This window comes from Actinosynnema sp. ALI-1.44, from assembly GCF_001984155.1.
GTDB lineage: Bacteria > Actinomycetota > Actinomycetes > Mycobacteriales > Pseudonocardiaceae > Kibdelosporangium.
In genome coordinates this window covers 65976-80396 of sequence record NZ_MTQO01000029.1, presented here as the reverse complement: position 1 = coordinate 80396, position 14421 = coordinate 65976, and the positions used below count along the sequence as shown (strand labels likewise).

Below are 14421 nucleotides of genomic sequence, written 5' to 3'. Positions count from 1 at the left end.
GCCCCGGTCCGTTGCGTGAAGTGACCTGATCTTGCCGCCCGCCGCCAGTAGCGTTGCAGGTGTCGCTGACCGGCAGGAGGAGGACGGGTGACCGACCGAGTCTCGGTGGACGTCGAGCAGCTGCGGCGGTTGAGCCAGGAGTTCCAGACCTCGGCGGACGAACTGGGCGCGCGGATCCGGAGATTCCGGGACCAGGCCGAAAGCACCAACGGCGCCTACGGCGAGACGCCGAACGCCGAAGCAGCCGAACGCGAGTACAGGCAAACCGTTCAGCAGACCCTCGACAAGCTCGAGAAGATGCATCAGGACCTCCTGCGGAGCGCGAGCAGCTTGGCCAAGCAGGCAAAGGACTACGAGGACACCGACGCGGAGAGCGCCAGGATCGTCGCGGCCACGTTCCACCCGGAAATCTGATGTCGCAGAGCGCACTGACCCAAGTCGGCCTCGCGGACCCCGGTGGCAGTCCGGCGACCCTGTACCACAACGCCCAGTGCTGGGCGGACATCTCGGCCTACCTGGACGACCACAGCGCGCGCATCGCCGAACTCACCGCGTCCGGCTTGACCGGCTGGGAAGGTGACGCCGCGAAGGCCTTCGCCGCGCGCGGGATGTCCTTGGCGCAGAACGCTGCCGCGGCTTCGGCCAACACCGCCGCGGTGGCGGCCCAACAGCAGCAACACGCGCAAACCCACGAGATGGTCAAGCAGATCATCATCGAACTGAGCATCCAGATCGCTGCCATGCTGGCGTTCTACGCGGCAGCGGCGCTCTTCCCCCCGCTGCTCGCCTGGGCGCAGGCGTGGCTGGCCTACCTGATCGCCACCGGTGCCCGGGTGCTGCGACTGCTCGCCCAGGCGCTCAACGCGTTGGTGCGCTTCCTGGTCCAGGCCAGGGCGTGGGTCAACAACTTCGCCGAACTGACGTGGAATACCTCGCGGTTCAGCGTGGGCTACGGCCGGATGGTGACCGAAGGGGTCCGCGACGTCGCGATCGACCTGACCGCCAACTTGGTGGCGGCGGGCATCCAGCACAAGAAGATCGACCCGGCGCAGCTGTTCATCAGTGCCGCGGTCAGCGGTGGCATCGGCGGTGTGGTCGGCGGGCTGGAGAAGACGGGCGTCAAGAAGGCTGTCGACAACGCGGGCAACGTCAGGCGTGGCGCGGACGGCCTGCCCGAGTTCGTCCCGTTGGGCAAGCAAGCGCAGAACTTCGTGAAGAAGATCGGCTCACAGCCCAGGCCACGGCCCGACGCTCCCCCGCTCTCGCACGCGGACGGCTTGCTCACCAACACCAGGAACGCACACGACAATGCGCGGAACCTCGGTCTCAGGGGCGCACCCGGCGAGAACCACCGGCTCGCCGACGACCTCGCCACCACACGAAACCGCTACGACACCGCGTTGACCAGGCAGGCTGAGGCGAACGAGAACGTCCGCAGGCTCGGTGACGACGTGTGGGCGCGCGAGCAAACCGTGCGGGCCTACCGGAACGCGGCGGACCAGGCCGACCTCCGGGTACGGTCGGCAGACACCAAGGTGGTCCTGTACCGGTCCTCCGGAAACCCGGCCTGGGTGGACGAAAGCATCCGCGAACTCGCGGACGCGCGCGCGGAACTCACCGCAGCGACCCAGGGCCTGCGCACGGCCGAGAACTCCCTGACCACGTCGCGGCGGAATCTCACTGACGCACAACGCAACGCCGCCCGCGCGAACGACGAAGTCACCGCGGCCGAGGACGCACACCGGCTCGCGAGGGACCGGGCGAACGCGTGGATCAGGCACGACGCCGCCCGTGACGCCGCGCGGGTGCAGACCACGTTCGGCGAGCAGTTCCAGTTCGTCCGGCGGAACAACGAGTGGCGTGACTCGTTCGGCGGGCCCAAGGTGTGGCAGGAGATCGTCTTCTACGACATCCCCAAGGACGCGATCAAGGGCGCCGCGAACGGCGCGGCCAAGTCGGCCGTCGAGGTCGCCAGGGGCAACGGCACCAGCGGCGACATCTGGAAGGACGCACTGCTCGGGGGTGCGACGGGCGCGGTACGCGGCGGCGTGAACTCGTTGGGCAACAACAGGGCCTTCCCCGCCGGGGGCCTGGAAGAGACACTGTGGAAGACCGGCAGCAAGACCATGGACGACTACATCCGCCGCAAGATCAAGGACGCCACGTACGGAGCGCCCTGATCCTGCCCCTGGATCTTGCACTGTGGACAGTCCGCCTGCCCCAGGTGTGGCAGGGGGTGTCCCGGCGAGGCAGGATGACGCGGTGAGCGAGCCATCCTTCACCCTCGTCCAGCTCCGGTACTTCGAGGCGGCGGCACGGCACCTCAGCATGACCGCCGCCGCCAGGGAGCTGGTGGTGTCGCAGTCGGCCGTCTCCACCGCGATCGCCCAGCTCGAACGAGAGCTCGGCGTGCAACTGCTGCTGCGCCACCATGCTCGTGGGCTCAGCCTCACCACTGTGGGTCAGGCGTTCCACCAGCGTGTCCTGGACTTCCTCGCACACGGCGCCGAACTCGTCGAGGCGGCAAGGCACGCGGGCGCCGGGCTGGTCGGGCCGCTGGCGGTCGGGTGCTTCGCCACGCTCGCGCCGTTCCGGTTGCCGGGCCTGTTGGCCGAGTTCGAACGCAGGCATCCGAAGGTCGTCGTGGCGGTGCGTGAAGGCGAGCACTCGGCGCTCAAGGCGGCGCTGCGGTCCGGGGAATGCGAGGTCGCCCTCCTCTACGGCTACGACCTCGACGACGACATCGACCGCGTGGTCGTCGACACCGCGCCGCCGTACGCCCTGGTCGCCGCCGACCACCGGCTCGCTGCCCGGGAGACAGTGTCGCTGGCCGAGTTGGCCGACGAGCCGATGGTGCTGCTCGACCTGCCGCACAGCCGCGAGTACCTGCAGTCGGTGCTGCTCGACGCCGGTGTCGTGCCCGTGATCCGGCACCGCACGACCGGATACGAGACCGTCCGCGCCCTCGTCGCGCACGGACACGGCTTCGCGCTGCTCAACCAACGCCCGCCAGTTGATATGACGTACGCAGGCGCTCGGGCGGTTCCCCTCGCGTTGACCGACGACGTCGCGGCGCTGGAGATCGTCGTGGCGTGGATGCGCGGGGTCCGCGTGACCCGGCGCGCGCAGGAGTTCCGCGAGCTGTGTCGTCGCCTTTATGCGCACTGACCTGGTTAGATCTGTTCTGTTGATGCATTAGCCCGAAAACATCTGTTGGACGGATCAAAGCGGCCTGCGTCACGCTGACGCGATGACCGTTCACAAGCGTGTCCGGCCGTTCAACACGCGCGACACGTACCCGGAGCAGAACCTCGACAACGACTTGTGCCAGGCCGTTGTCGCGGGCAACACCGTGTACGTCCGCGGCCAGATCGGCCAGGACCTGGACACCAGCGAATCCGTCGGGATCGGGGACGCCGCCGCCCAGGCCGAGCAGGCCATGGCGAACATCAAAATGCTGCTCGAAGAAGCGGGCAGCCGGATGGAACACCTGGTCAAGCTGACGATCTACCTGGTCGACCCGCGCTACCGGGAACCGGTGTACCGCACCGTCGGCAAGTGGACGAAAGGCGTGCACCCGATCTCGACCGGCCTCGTCGTGTCCGGCCTTGCCCGCCCGGAGTGGCTGTGCGAGATCGACGCGATCGCCGTGATCCCGCAGGAGGAGAGCCGATGACCTTCTCGCTCGTGGCCCGGGACGGGAACCGGTTCGGCATCGCGGCCAGTTCGTCGAGCCCGGCGGTCGCGGCGAGGGTGGCGCACCTGCGCCCCGGGGTCGGCGCGGCCGCGTCCCAGAACATCACCGACCCGCGACTGGGCACCGCTCTGCTCGACCGGCTCGCGGCGCACGGCGACGCGGAACGCGCACTGTCCGAAGTGGTCAAGACGGGCGAGAGCATCGAGTACCGGCAGCTGACCGTGCTCGGCCGGACCGGCGCGGGCTTCGCCTACAGCGGCGGCCACACGCTCGGCACCCACGCCACCGCGACCGGGGACGGCGTGGTCGCGGCGGGCAACATGCTCGCGGGCGACCACATCCCCCAGGTCATCGTCGACGCGTTCACCTCGGCGACCGGCGAACTGGAGCAACGGCTCGTCACCGCTCTCCAGGCCGCTGTCGAGGCAGGCGGCGAAGAAGGGCCCGTGCACTCCGCCGGGCTGGTCGTGGTCGCCGACGTCGAGTGGCGCGTCACCGATCTGCGGGTCGACTGGGCCGACGACCCGATCGACCGGCTGGCCGACCTCCTCGACGTCTGGCTGCCCCAGCGTGACGACTACGTGCGCCGCGGCCTCGACCCCGCCACCGCCCCGTCCTACGGCGTCCCCGGGGATTCCCGATGACGACGCCGAAAGCCGCCGCCCGCGCCCGGGTCGACCAGCACGCCGACGAGCTGGTCCGGCTCTCCGAGCGGCTGCACGCCGACCCCGAGACGGCATGGGAGGAACACCGTGCCGCGGCCGCGGTTCCCGAACTGCTCGACCGCGCCGGATTCCAGGTGACCTCGCGCTACCTGGGCCTGGACACCGCGTTCCACGCCCGCTACGGCAGCGGCCCGTTGCGCATCGCGTTGTGCGCCGAGTACGACGCCCTCCCCGGATTGGGCCACGCCTGCGGGCACAACATCATCGCGGCGAGCTCGATCGGAGCCGCGCTCGGCCTCGCCGCCGTCGCCGACGACATCGGCGTCACCGTCGAGGTCTACGGCACCCCGGCCGAGGAAGGCGGTGGCGGCAAGATCGAACTGCTCGACCGCGGCGCGTTCGCGGGCGTGGACCTGGCGATGATGGTCCACCCCGCGCCGGTCGACGTCGCCGAGGCCAAGCCGTTCGCGGTGAGCCACTCGAAGATCTCCTACACCGGGAAATCCGCGCACGCCGCCGCCTACCCGGAGGCCGGGATCAACGCCGCTGACGCGTTCACCGTCGCCCAGGTCGCGATCGGCCTGCTGCGGCAACAACTGCCCGCCTCGGCCCGCGTGCACGGCATCGTCACGCACGCAGGGGACGCGCCGAACGCCATCCCCGAACACGCCTCCGGCCGCTGGTACGTCCGGGCCGAGACGCTGGCCGAGCTCGCCCGGCTGGAACCTCGTGTGATGCGGGCGTTCGAGGCCGGTGCCCTGGCGACCGGTTGCGAGCTGACCGTGGAACCGGAAAGCAAGCCCTACGCCGAGTTCCGCGCCGACGAGTCCACTTTGGCCGCCTACCGGGCGAACGCGGCGGAGCTCGGCAGGGAGTTCGCCGACGGCGGCACCGCCGCGCGGATGAACCGGGCCTCCACCGACATGGGCAACGTCTCGCAGGTCGTCCCGGCGATCCACCCGTACATAGGTGTGGGCTCGCTGCCCGCCATCAACCACCAGCGCGAGTTCGCGGCGGCCTGCGTCGGCGGCGTCGCGGAGCGAGCACTGCTCGACGGCGCGATTGCGCTCGCGTGGACCGGAGTGGACCGCGCGAACCGGTTCAAGGAGGCGCCTTGACGGCACATTCCGCACCTCTGACCGAGGAGGTGCCCGAGGCCACGATCGATCCCGCGATCCTGCGGCGCAGCATCGCGGCAGGCGCAGTCGGTGTCTTCGTGCACTGGTTCGACTGGGCCGCCTACGCGTACCTGGCGAGCACGATCGCCACGGTCTTCTTCCCGTCCGGTGACCGCACCGCCGGGCTGCTCGCGGTCTTCGGCGTGTTCGCGGTGTCCTTCGGCATCCGCCCGGTCGGCGCGCTCGTGTTCGGCCCGCTCGGTGACCGGATCGGCCGCAAGCGGACCCTCTCGATCGTCATCTTCGTGATGTCGGGCGCCACGTTGGTCATCGGCCTGCTGCCGGGTTACTCGACGATCGGGATCGCCGCACCGATCCTCCTGGTGGCACTGCGGTTGGCGCAGGGGTTCGCGGCGGGCGGGGAGTTCGGCAGCGCGGCCAGCTTCCTCGCCGAGTACGCACCGCGCCGCCGCCGCGGCTTCGGTGTCAGCTGGCTGGAAGTCGGCTCGCTGCTCGGTTTCCTCGCCGGGTCGTTCGTGTTCTTCCTGCTGTCGGTGGGGTTGACGGGTGACCAGCTGTCGGCGTGGGGCTGGCGGATCCCGTTCCTCGTCGCCGCGCCGTTGGGGATCATCGGCTTCGTCATCCGCAACAAGATCGAAGACACCCCCGAGTACCGCACGCTCGAAGCCACCGGCAACATCCCGCGCAGCCCGACCAAAGAGCTGTTCCGCAACAACTGGAAGCAGTTGCTGCAGGCGGCGGGCCTGATGACGATGATGCACGTGCCGTTCTACGCGGTGCTGACCTACCTCGTCACCTACCAGACCGACTACCTCGGCCACTCCGCGGGCGACGCGGCGCTGCTGTCCACTGTGATCTCACTGGTGGGTCTCGTCCTCGTGCCCGCGTTCGGCCGGCTCTCCGACCGGGTCGGCAGGCGCCCGGTCCTCATCAGTGCGGGCTTCGCGCTGCTGGTCCTCGCGACCCCGGCGTTCCTGCTGATGCGCACCGGTATCGCGGGCACCTGGGTTGCGGCGCTCGGCCTCGGGGTCGTCCTCGCGGCCATCCTCGGCACCTACGCGGTGTGGTCGGCCGAGATCTTCCCGACCCGCACCCGCCAGGGTGGCCTGTCGATCGCGTACAACACCACGGCCGCGCTGTTCGCCGGAACCGTCCCGTACCTGATGACGATGCTGATCTCCGCGACCGGGAGCACCCTCGTCCCCGGCCCGTACCTGATGGTCGCGGCCGTGATCGGCCTCGTCGCGGCGTTCTCGCTGCGCGAAACCGTCGGTGATCCGCTGTTGCGGGCGGAGGACATCCGGAAGTGAAGGCCGACAACACCATCGAACGGAGGTCTGCGATGTCGGGCCAAGAAGTCGAAGCCCTTGTCGTGGGCGGGGGCCAGGCCGGGCTGGCGATGAGCGAGCACCTGAGCGACTGCGGCGTGCCGCACCTCGTCCTGGAACGGCACCGGATCGCCGAGCGCTGGCGTTCGGAGCGGTGGGACTCGCTGGTCGCGAACGGACCCGCCTGGCACGACCGCTTTCCCGGGATGGAGTTCGCCGACCTGGCGCCGGACGCCTTCGCGTCGAAGGAGCAGATCGCGGACTACTTCGAGGCCTACGCGGCGAAGATCGCCGCGCCGATCCGGACCGGTGTCGAGGTGACGTCCGTCCGGCGGCACGTGGGCAGGCCCGGCTTCCGGGCAGAGACCTCGGACGGACCTGTCGACGCGCGCTTCGTGGTCGCCGCGACGGGACCGTTCCAGCGACCGGTGATACCGCCGATCGTCCCGGACGGCGCAGGTCCGTTTCAGCTGCACTCCAGCGCCTACCGAAACCCGGGGCAGCTGCCCGCCGGAGCCGTGCTCGTCGTCGGAGCCGGATCGTCCGGGGTGCAGATCGCCGAAGAGCTCCGCCGATCAGGGCGCCGCGTGTACCTCTCCGTCGGCCCCCACGAACGGCCGCCGCGCAGCTACCGCGGTCGCGACTTCTGCTGGTGGCTCGGCGTCCTCGGCAAGTGGGACGCCGAAACCCCGCCGCAGGGCGCCGAACACGTCACCATCGCGGTCAGCGGCGCACGCGGCGGCCACACCGTGGACTTCCGCGCCCTCGCCGCCCTCGGCATCGACCTCGTCGGCCTGACCGGCTCGTACGACAACGGCACCATCCGCTTCGCACCGGACCTGGGCACCAACATCGCCAACGGCGACGCGAACTACCTGGCGCTGCTGGACGAAGCCGACGCGTACGTCGCACGAAACGGCCTGAACCTCCCCGAGGAACCGGATGCCCGCGCACTCGGCGCCGATCCGGCCTGTGTGACCGATCCCCTCCTCGAACTCGATCTCGCCGCCGCCGACGTCACCTCGATCGTGTGGGCGACGGGCTTCGCCACCGACTACAGCTGGCTGCGGGTCGACGCCTTCGACGACAACGGCAAACCCCGGCACCGGCGCGGCGTGTCGGCCGAGCCCGGCGTCTACTTCCTTGGCCTGCCTTGGCTGGCGCGGCGTGGATCGAGCTTCATCTGGGGCGTGTGGCACGACGCGAAGTTCGTGGCGGACCACATCATGACCCAGCTCGCCTACTCACATCGTTACTAGGCAGGTAACTCGCGACGCGAAGCACCCATCTGCGCTGGCTTGCGCAGATGGGTGGTGGGCGTGCATACGCCGCGCTGCGCGGCTACGTGATGCCGGATCATTCCGGTAGTAGCGCACGCCAGTTCAGGGCAAGGTCACTGCTCTCGTTCTCGTGTCAGTCTTTCACGGTCCAGTGCTGCCCGGGGTGCGCCGAGTTGCAGTGCTCGGTGTAGACGCTCGAACTGTGCCCGTAATCATTGGCCAGACAATAATTCGAGTCGAGGGTCAGGGCAATCCGATCACCGTTCACGGTCCAGTGCTGCCCGGGTTTGGCCGAGTTGCAGCGCTCGACATAGACCGCCCCACTGCTCCCATAGTCATTCGCCAGGCACCAGGCCGGATCCAGGGCCAGGGCGATCCGATCGCCTTCAACTGTCCAGTGCTGCCCAGGTTTCGCCGAGTTGCAGTGCTCGGTGTAGACGCTCGAACTGTGCCCGTAATCATTGGCCAGACAATAATTCGGGTCGAGGGTCAGGGAAATCGAACTGTCACTGGCTCTGGTGTCAGCCTGCGCGCTCGCTGCTGCTGCCGCCACCGACAGCGATGCCGACGCCGTCAGTGCGAGAGCGGCGGAAACGAGGATCTTGCGAAGCACGGTTGCCACGACGAAACCCTTTCGTGATTGCGGATCCGCACTGGCCAAGATGTGACTACTGGCCCAGCCAGCGCTCTTGGTCAACAATCCCCATGGAACCACCTCTCCGGGTTCGGCCCCATACCCAAGACCCGAGTTGACTATAACGAGCTACGTTCATGACCGATCCGGGCAAAGCACGACGTTCGCATAACCGGCTGTCATCTCTCGACGCCGGTGACATCATGCGGAGCCGCTACGGCACTGGAAAGACCGCGACGGGGCCGTTGTGGCTCGAGGCCCAGGCCAGAGTGGTTCGAAGGCAGCGAGCAGTCCTGGCCGGGGCCGGTCTCAGTGGTGCACGATCGTGACCACCAACCGGTCGATGCCATGTACGCAGAGGTTTTTTCATGCAGCGTTCGACATGCGACCACACGTGCTCGGCGAAATCGGAACGCGGGAGCGCGCACTCGACCTCCTTGACCTCTTTTTGTCCCGCGCGATCTGTCGGATCCGAAGTATGACGAGATCCGCCTGCAGCCGGGTTCTGGACAGCTGCCGGGTTCAGTCCACCGCGGCGGGCAGCTCGGTGAACACACCGTTGCCGTCGTTGGTGAAAAGCCTGACGATGAGGCTGCTCCCGCGGCGTTCGATCACTCCGACATCCGGCACACCGTCGTGGTTGAAGTCGCCGACGTAGACCTCCCGGCCGACGTAGTCCGACGAACTGATCAACACCGCAGGCGGGGATCCGTCACCGAAGTAGACCTCGACGAAACTGCCCTTCCGCACGCAGAGACGGGAAAGCACCATGTCGTTGTTGCCGATCCCCTTGAAGTCGGCGAAGGCGTGCGACGGAACGGGAACGTAGCTGCAGGCGTTGACCGGCCCAGGGCGCAGGACTTCGTCCCTGCTGTTGAGGAAGGACGCGATCCTGGGCGACTGGTCGCTGGAGGCCCAGATGTCCTGCAGCCCGTCACCGTTGAAGTCGACGGTCCGGATGGTACTGGGGAAGGCGATTCCGTCGTACTGGCGGAGCAACGCGAAGTCGCGCACCAGGAACATGCTTCCCTTGGTGTCGGGGAAGTCGAAGCCGGTCAGGACGAGGTCGATCTCACCCTTCCCGCCGATGTCGATGGCGACACCCATGTCGGGGCAGTACGGCGCACGGGTGTACGGCGACCGGCAGCTGTAGCTCAGCGGCGGTTCGTAGGTGCCGTCCGATCCCCGGTACTCGACCGTGAACGTGCAGATCGGATTGTTGCCGACCGGGCCGAGCACGACCCGGTCGGCGAGACTGTCGCCGTTGAAGTCGCCGTGGATCGGCTGCCCCCTGTTGCCGGCCAGTGCGTGCCCCGGCCAGACCAGTGGTACAGCGAGCAACAGGCCGAACAAGGCCACCAGTCGTGATCGCACGAGTCCTCCCCTGTTCCGTGTCGTCGACGGCAGTCCGGTGGCACGCCGATCAGGGCACTGTCCACCGGAACGCACGCGACGTGTCGCGCTTGAGTGTGTTGCCGACCACCACACCGGCGTTGTTCAGCGCGGTGGCCTTGGCAGGCAGGTCACCGGGTGTCGGCAGTCCGATGAGGACACCGGCACGCCAGTGGAACGGACGCGGCTGACCGTTGACCGTCTGCCAGCCGACGACTTCGCCGCGGTCGTTCACCGCGACCGCTTCGCTCTCACCGGATGTACCGAGATCGACCAGGTCGCCCGCGCGCCACAGCGTCGCCTTGCGCACGCCGGCGTCAAGTCGCCAGCCGACGACGTCACCGTTCTCGTTGATGGCACGGGTGTTGTCGGCGACAGCAGCCGTGCCACCGGGCAGAACCGTTGGCTGGTCGTTGGTCCACCTGACCGCCCGCGAGTTCCCGCCGGTGTGCCAGGTGGCGGCGATGGCGTTGGTTTCGTTGACGGCCGCGACCGTGTAAGTGCCTGTCGGCCCTGCTTCTGACAGGCGGCTGCACCGGGTCGCGGTGCAGCGGAACACGAAGGCCGCACTGCCGTCACGTGGGTGCCGGGACCCCGCAGTGGCGCCGTTGCCGCTCGTGGTTTGGTGATGGACGTACTGACCTTGCGGCGAAAGGGGAACGTCGGCGAACGCACCCTGCCGCCAGGCTCCCGCGTGGTCGTTGGAGTACGACTCGGAATCACCCGTTCTGTCGTAGGCCAACGGGATCACGCCGGTGTCACTGAGATCGCGGACCGTCATCAGACCCGCGCCGCGCTGCGGCGGCGTGCGGTCGACCGCCTGGCCGTTCTCCCAGACACTGACGGACGTGACCTGCGCGCCACCCTGCTTGGTGACGAGTGAGAACACCACGTCCCCACGCGCGTTGATGCCCGTCGCGTGCCCGTCTCCCAGAACCGTGGGAGTCGTCCCGTCCCAGCTGGCGGCACGAAGCGTACCCGGGTACGGGAATTGCGTCGGCGGCTTCCACCCGGATCCCGCGGCCCGCCCCGATTCGTTGAGCACCGAAACCACAGCGGCGGTCATACCGGACGGCGGTGGCAACTCCTCGAACCCGACAGCGGCAGTGACAGTCCCAGTGACAGTCGCAGTGGCTGGCGTCGTTACGAGGACAACCATCGCGGCCGCGGCCAGCCCGGACAACAATCGCATCCTGACGCCCCCTCATTTCACTGGTCGGCGACGACTCGACCACCTACCGTAACCAGATCCCGCCGCGCCCGGTCCCGCCAAGCGGCGCAAGCGCCGACGAGCCATCCGGCTCACTGTGCGCGTGCCGCCCGGAATGCTCCCGTTGGCGAAAACATGTCTACTTCGGACTCGATAGTTCGCGGGCGGTCCGGGTACCTGCGGGTGGATGATCGCGAGGGTCCCGACACGTAAGGAGATGTTTGTGCGGACAACGTGGGGAAAGGGGGCTTTGGCCGTCTCTGTGCTGGCAGCAGCCACAGCGGTGACCGGCCCGGTATCCTGCCGAACCCGAAGAAGTTGTCCACACCGAACGCGGACCGGGGTTACTGCCATCCGCTGCACTGCACCGACTACGGCCCGATGCGCGGCGGACTGCGGCTGGACATGAAGCGGGACGACGGCACGTGGGGCGGGTGCACCAGCGCTTTCAACCTGCGGTCCACCGGAGGCGGATTCCCGGGCAAGGGCTGGGTTCTGACAGCGGGCCACTGCATGCGGACCAAGACCAACAACACTCCGACTCAGCACAACGGCAACAACGTGTTGATGCAGCACGGCATCGAGAAGAGCTCCTATCCGTACGACTACGCCGCGCTGCCGTACGTGGACGACGCGGCGGCCACCAAGTGGCTGGAGGGGCAGACTGGTCGTAACCGTGTGCTGAAGTACTGCCGTAACAGCGGTATGGACAACGACGCCGACAACCCGTGTGGTGAGCGGATCAAGTCACAGGACGAGCTCATCACCGGCACGCACACTCTCGCCGAGATCAAGGCCGGATGGATCGTCTGTGCGACCGGGTCGGCGTCGAGCGCGGTCAACTACCCCGAGTCGGTCGACAGTGGTGCGGGCGCGGGTTACCTCGTCGGCACCCGTTGCGGTCGCGTGCTGTCCACTGACGTGGGCATCAACACCGACCTGTGCGCCCGTCCCGGTGACAGCGGCGGCCCGTTGTACAGCCAGGCCGACCACACGGCGCTGGGCATCCTGATCGGCAACCAGCAGAGCCGCTCCGGGCCGTGCCAGGCGGGCGAACTGAACAACTACGCGCCGATCGACACCATCACCACCGACCTCAGTGCCCGCGTCGCGAGCAAGGGGTCGAAGTTCGCGGTGATCACCACGCCGAACGGCTGATTCCCACCTGCCCGCGGGGTCCTTCGCGACCCCGCGGGCCGCATCTCGCCGACAGGTTGCCTCCCCCGGACGAGGATCACCCGGTGCACTATTTAACTAGTGAAAGGTGCTACCTTGGCCGCCGTCGATGACGGAGAGGACGGCCATGAACGCGCGAAGGCAGCCTGAACAGGCGCTTCCGGTGACTGCCCGAGATCTGGGCAAGAAGTACCGCAGGGGTTGGGCACTGCGGGAGACGGCACTGGTGATCCCGGACAACCGGGTCGTTGCCCTCGTCGGCCCGAACGGCGCGGGCAAGAGCACGCTGATGGGGCTGATCACCGGCTTGCTGCGCCCGACGACCGGGGAGATCACCGTCTTCGGTGACCACCCGACAGGCAAGGGGTTGCACCCCGCGGTGGCCTACCTGGCCCAGCAGAAACCGCTGTACCAGCAGTTCACCGTGACCGAGACGATGACGTTCGGCGCGCGGACCAACCCGACCTGGGACCAGCGCTACGCCGAACACCTGATCGAGCAGGCGGCGGTGCCGATGGACGCGAAGGTGGGCACCCTGTCAGGCGGTCAACGCACTCGCGTCGCCCTGGCCTTGGCGTTGGGCAAGCGCCCGCGCCTGCTGCTGCTCGACGAGCCGCTGGCAGATCTGGACCCGCTGGCCCGCGAGACCGTGCTGCGCACGCTGATCGCCGAGGCGAGGACACAGGGCATCACCGTGGTGCTGTCCTCCCACGTGTTGGCGGAGCTGGAAGGCGTGTGCGACCACCTCGTCCTGCTCCACAGTGGACGAGTTCTGCTCGCCGGTGACGTCGACCAGATCGGCGCCGACCGCGTACCGCTCGGTCAACTGGTCCTCGACCGCATGCGCGAAGCAGCAGCCCAGGATCAAGCAACACGAGGAGCAGCGGCATGATGTGGGTCTCGTGGCGGCGGCAACGCGCGCAACTGATCACTCTGCTCGGAATGCTGGTCGTCGGCGCGGGCGTCATCGCCCTGCTGCGGTCCACCATGATCGACGCGATCACCTCGTCGCAGCTCGCCCGATGCGTGACGCAGGCCCTCCAGGACTGCACCGCGCCCGACGGGGCGGCGAAAGCCTTCCAGGAGGCGTGGACGACCCGGCTCAACATCGGGCAGGCCGTGATCCTCGGCCTGCCCGCCCTGATCGGCGTCTTCATCGGGGCTCCCCTCTTCGCCAGGGAACTGGAACAGGGCACGCACGTGCTGGCCTTCACCCAGTCGGTGCGCCGCACCCGGTGGATGGTCAGCAAGCTGGTGGTCGCGCTGGTGCCCTCGTTGATCGTGCTGATCGGGCTCCAGTACCTGGTCTCGTGGTGGCTGTCCGCCGCGGGCACGCTGGGTCCGCGCAAGAACGGTTCGTTCACCGCGCTGAACTTCGGTATCGAGCACGTCTCACCGGTCGGCTACGCGCTGTTCGCCTTCGCGCTCGGCGCCTTCCTCGGTGTGGTGTCCCGTCGCACCCTGGCGGCGATGACGGCCGGGCTCGGCGCGTTCGTCGTCGCGCGATTCGCCCTGTCCGGCCTCGTGGACCGATTGGTTCCCGCCCAGCGTTTGGAGGTGTCACCCGCGACGAACGTGAACGTGTACCACGACGGCAGCCTGGTGCTGGAGACGGGCTATCTCGACGCCGCCGGACAACTGGTCTCCAAAGAGAAGGCAGGCGCCTTGCTGCAAGCCTGCAAGTCGACGTCCGAGGGGACGCCGAACTCGCAGGAGGGGTTCCTGGCGTGCTTGCCTCAGTCCGGCCTCAGCAAGTGGTACGCGTCCTTCATCCCGAAAAGCCAGGCATGGCAGCTGCACCTGGTCGACCTGGCGATCTTCGGGGGACTCGCGCTGCTGCTGCTGGCGGGTACCGCCTGGGTGCTTCGGCGGCAGAGCTGAGCGTGGTGGGGCCCTTGAG

At 68.2% G+C, this 14421-nt stretch carries 14 protein-coding genes; 11 read left to right on the top strand and 3 right to left on the bottom strand.

All coding sequences use genetic code 11. The features are described from left to right. The first annotated feature begins 87 nt into the window (after positions 1–87). The 8 genes from ALI144C_RS04575 (at position 88) to ALI144C_RS04540 (ending at position 8088) form a co-directional block, all read left to right on the top strand. A complete protein-coding gene (locus tag ALI144C_RS04575) occupies positions 88–414 on the top strand; it encodes a type VII secretion target (RefSeq protein ID WP_076985734.1) in 327 nt (108 codons plus the stop codon). Next, on the top strand, positions 414–2180 hold the full coding sequence (locus tag ALI144C_RS04570; RefSeq protein ID WP_076985733.1) for a hypothetical protein: 1767 nt from the start codon (positions 414–416) through the stop codon (positions 2178–2180). Before ALI144C_RS04575 ends, ALI144C_RS04570 begins: the two co-directional genes overlap by 1 nt. Positions 2181–2262: 82 nt before the next feature. Continuing rightward, a complete protein-coding gene (locus tag ALI144C_RS04565; protein WP_076985732.1) occupies positions 2263–3168 on the top strand; it encodes a LysR substrate-binding domain-containing protein in 906 nt (301 codons plus the stop codon). Between the two features lie 82 nt (positions 3169–3250). Continuing rightward, positions 3251–3676, top strand: a complete 426-nt coding sequence (locus ALI144C_RS04560; protein ID WP_076985731.1) for a RidA family protein — start codon at positions 3251–3253, stop codon at positions 3674–3676. Further along, positions 3673–4341, top strand: a complete 669-nt coding sequence (locus tag ALI144C_RS04555) for a DUF1028 domain-containing protein (RefSeq protein WP_076985730.1) — start codon at positions 3673–3675, stop codon at positions 4339–4341. Before ALI144C_RS04560 ends, ALI144C_RS04555 begins: the two co-directional genes overlap by 4 nt. Next, positions 4338–5480, top strand: a complete 1143-nt coding sequence (locus ALI144C_RS04550) for a M20 family metallopeptidase (RefSeq protein WP_076985729.1) — start codon at positions 4338–4340, stop codon at positions 5478–5480. The genes ALI144C_RS04555 and ALI144C_RS04550 overlap by 4 nt, the downstream gene beginning before the upstream one ends. Then, positions 5477–6811 carry an MFS transporter gene (locus ALI144C_RS04545; protein ID WP_083752707.1) on the top strand — a complete coding sequence of 445 codons (1335 nt, stop codon included), beginning with the start codon at positions 5477–5479 and terminating at the stop codon, positions 6809–6811. Before ALI144C_RS04550 ends, ALI144C_RS04545 begins: the two co-directional genes overlap by 4 nt. A gap of 32 nt (positions 6812–6843) precedes the next feature. Continuing rightward, positions 6844–8088 (top strand): flavin-containing monooxygenase, encoded by a 1245-nt coding sequence (locus ALI144C_RS04540; protein WP_076985772.1) that lies wholly within the window; start codon positions 6844–6846, stop codon positions 8086–8088. A gap of 154 nt (positions 8089–8242) precedes the next feature. Here ALI144C_RS04540 and ALI144C_RS04535 read toward each other — a convergent pair whose 3' ends face one another. From ALI144C_RS04535 to ALI144C_RS04525, 3 genes are all read right to left on the bottom strand, one after another. Next, positions 8243–8731, bottom strand: a complete 489-nt coding sequence (locus ALI144C_RS04535) for a ricin-type beta-trefoil lectin domain protein (RefSeq protein WP_076985728.1) — start codon at positions 8729–8731, stop codon at positions 8243–8245. A gap of 534 nt (positions 8732–9265) precedes the next feature. Next, entirely contained in the window at positions 9266–10117 is an 852-nt protein-coding gene (locus ALI144C_RS04530) for a hypothetical protein (RefSeq protein WP_143230401.1), read from the bottom strand. Between the two features lie 49 nt (positions 10118–10166). Next, entirely contained in the window at positions 10167–11327 is a 1161-nt protein-coding gene (locus ALI144C_RS04525; protein WP_076985726.1) for a hypothetical protein, read from the bottom strand. A 336-nt stretch (positions 11328–11663) separates the two neighbouring features. Here ALI144C_RS04525 and ALI144C_RS04520 point away from each other — a divergent pair, with 336 nt between their 5' ends. From ALI144C_RS04520 to ALI144C_RS04510, 3 genes are all read left to right on the top strand, one after another. Beyond that, positions 11664–12503: a trypsin-like serine protease gene (locus ALI144C_RS04520; protein WP_237773978.1), complete on the top strand. Its 840-nt coding sequence runs from the start codon at positions 11664–11666 to the stop codon at positions 12501–12503. Positions 12504–12684: 181 nt separating this feature from the next. Further along, the gene (locus ALI144C_RS04515) at positions 12685–13413 is read left to right on the top strand and encodes an ABC transporter ATP-binding protein (protein WP_237773977.1); all 729 of its coding nucleotides are present in this window, start codon (positions 12685–12687) and stop codon (positions 13411–13413) included. Continuing rightward, on the top strand, positions 13410–14402 hold the full coding sequence (locus ALI144C_RS04510) for an ABC transporter permease (RefSeq protein ID WP_076985724.1): 993 nt from the start codon (positions 13410–13412) through the stop codon (positions 14400–14402). Before ALI144C_RS04515 ends, ALI144C_RS04510 begins: the two co-directional genes overlap by 4 nt. Positions 14403–14421: the final 19 nt, after the last annotated feature.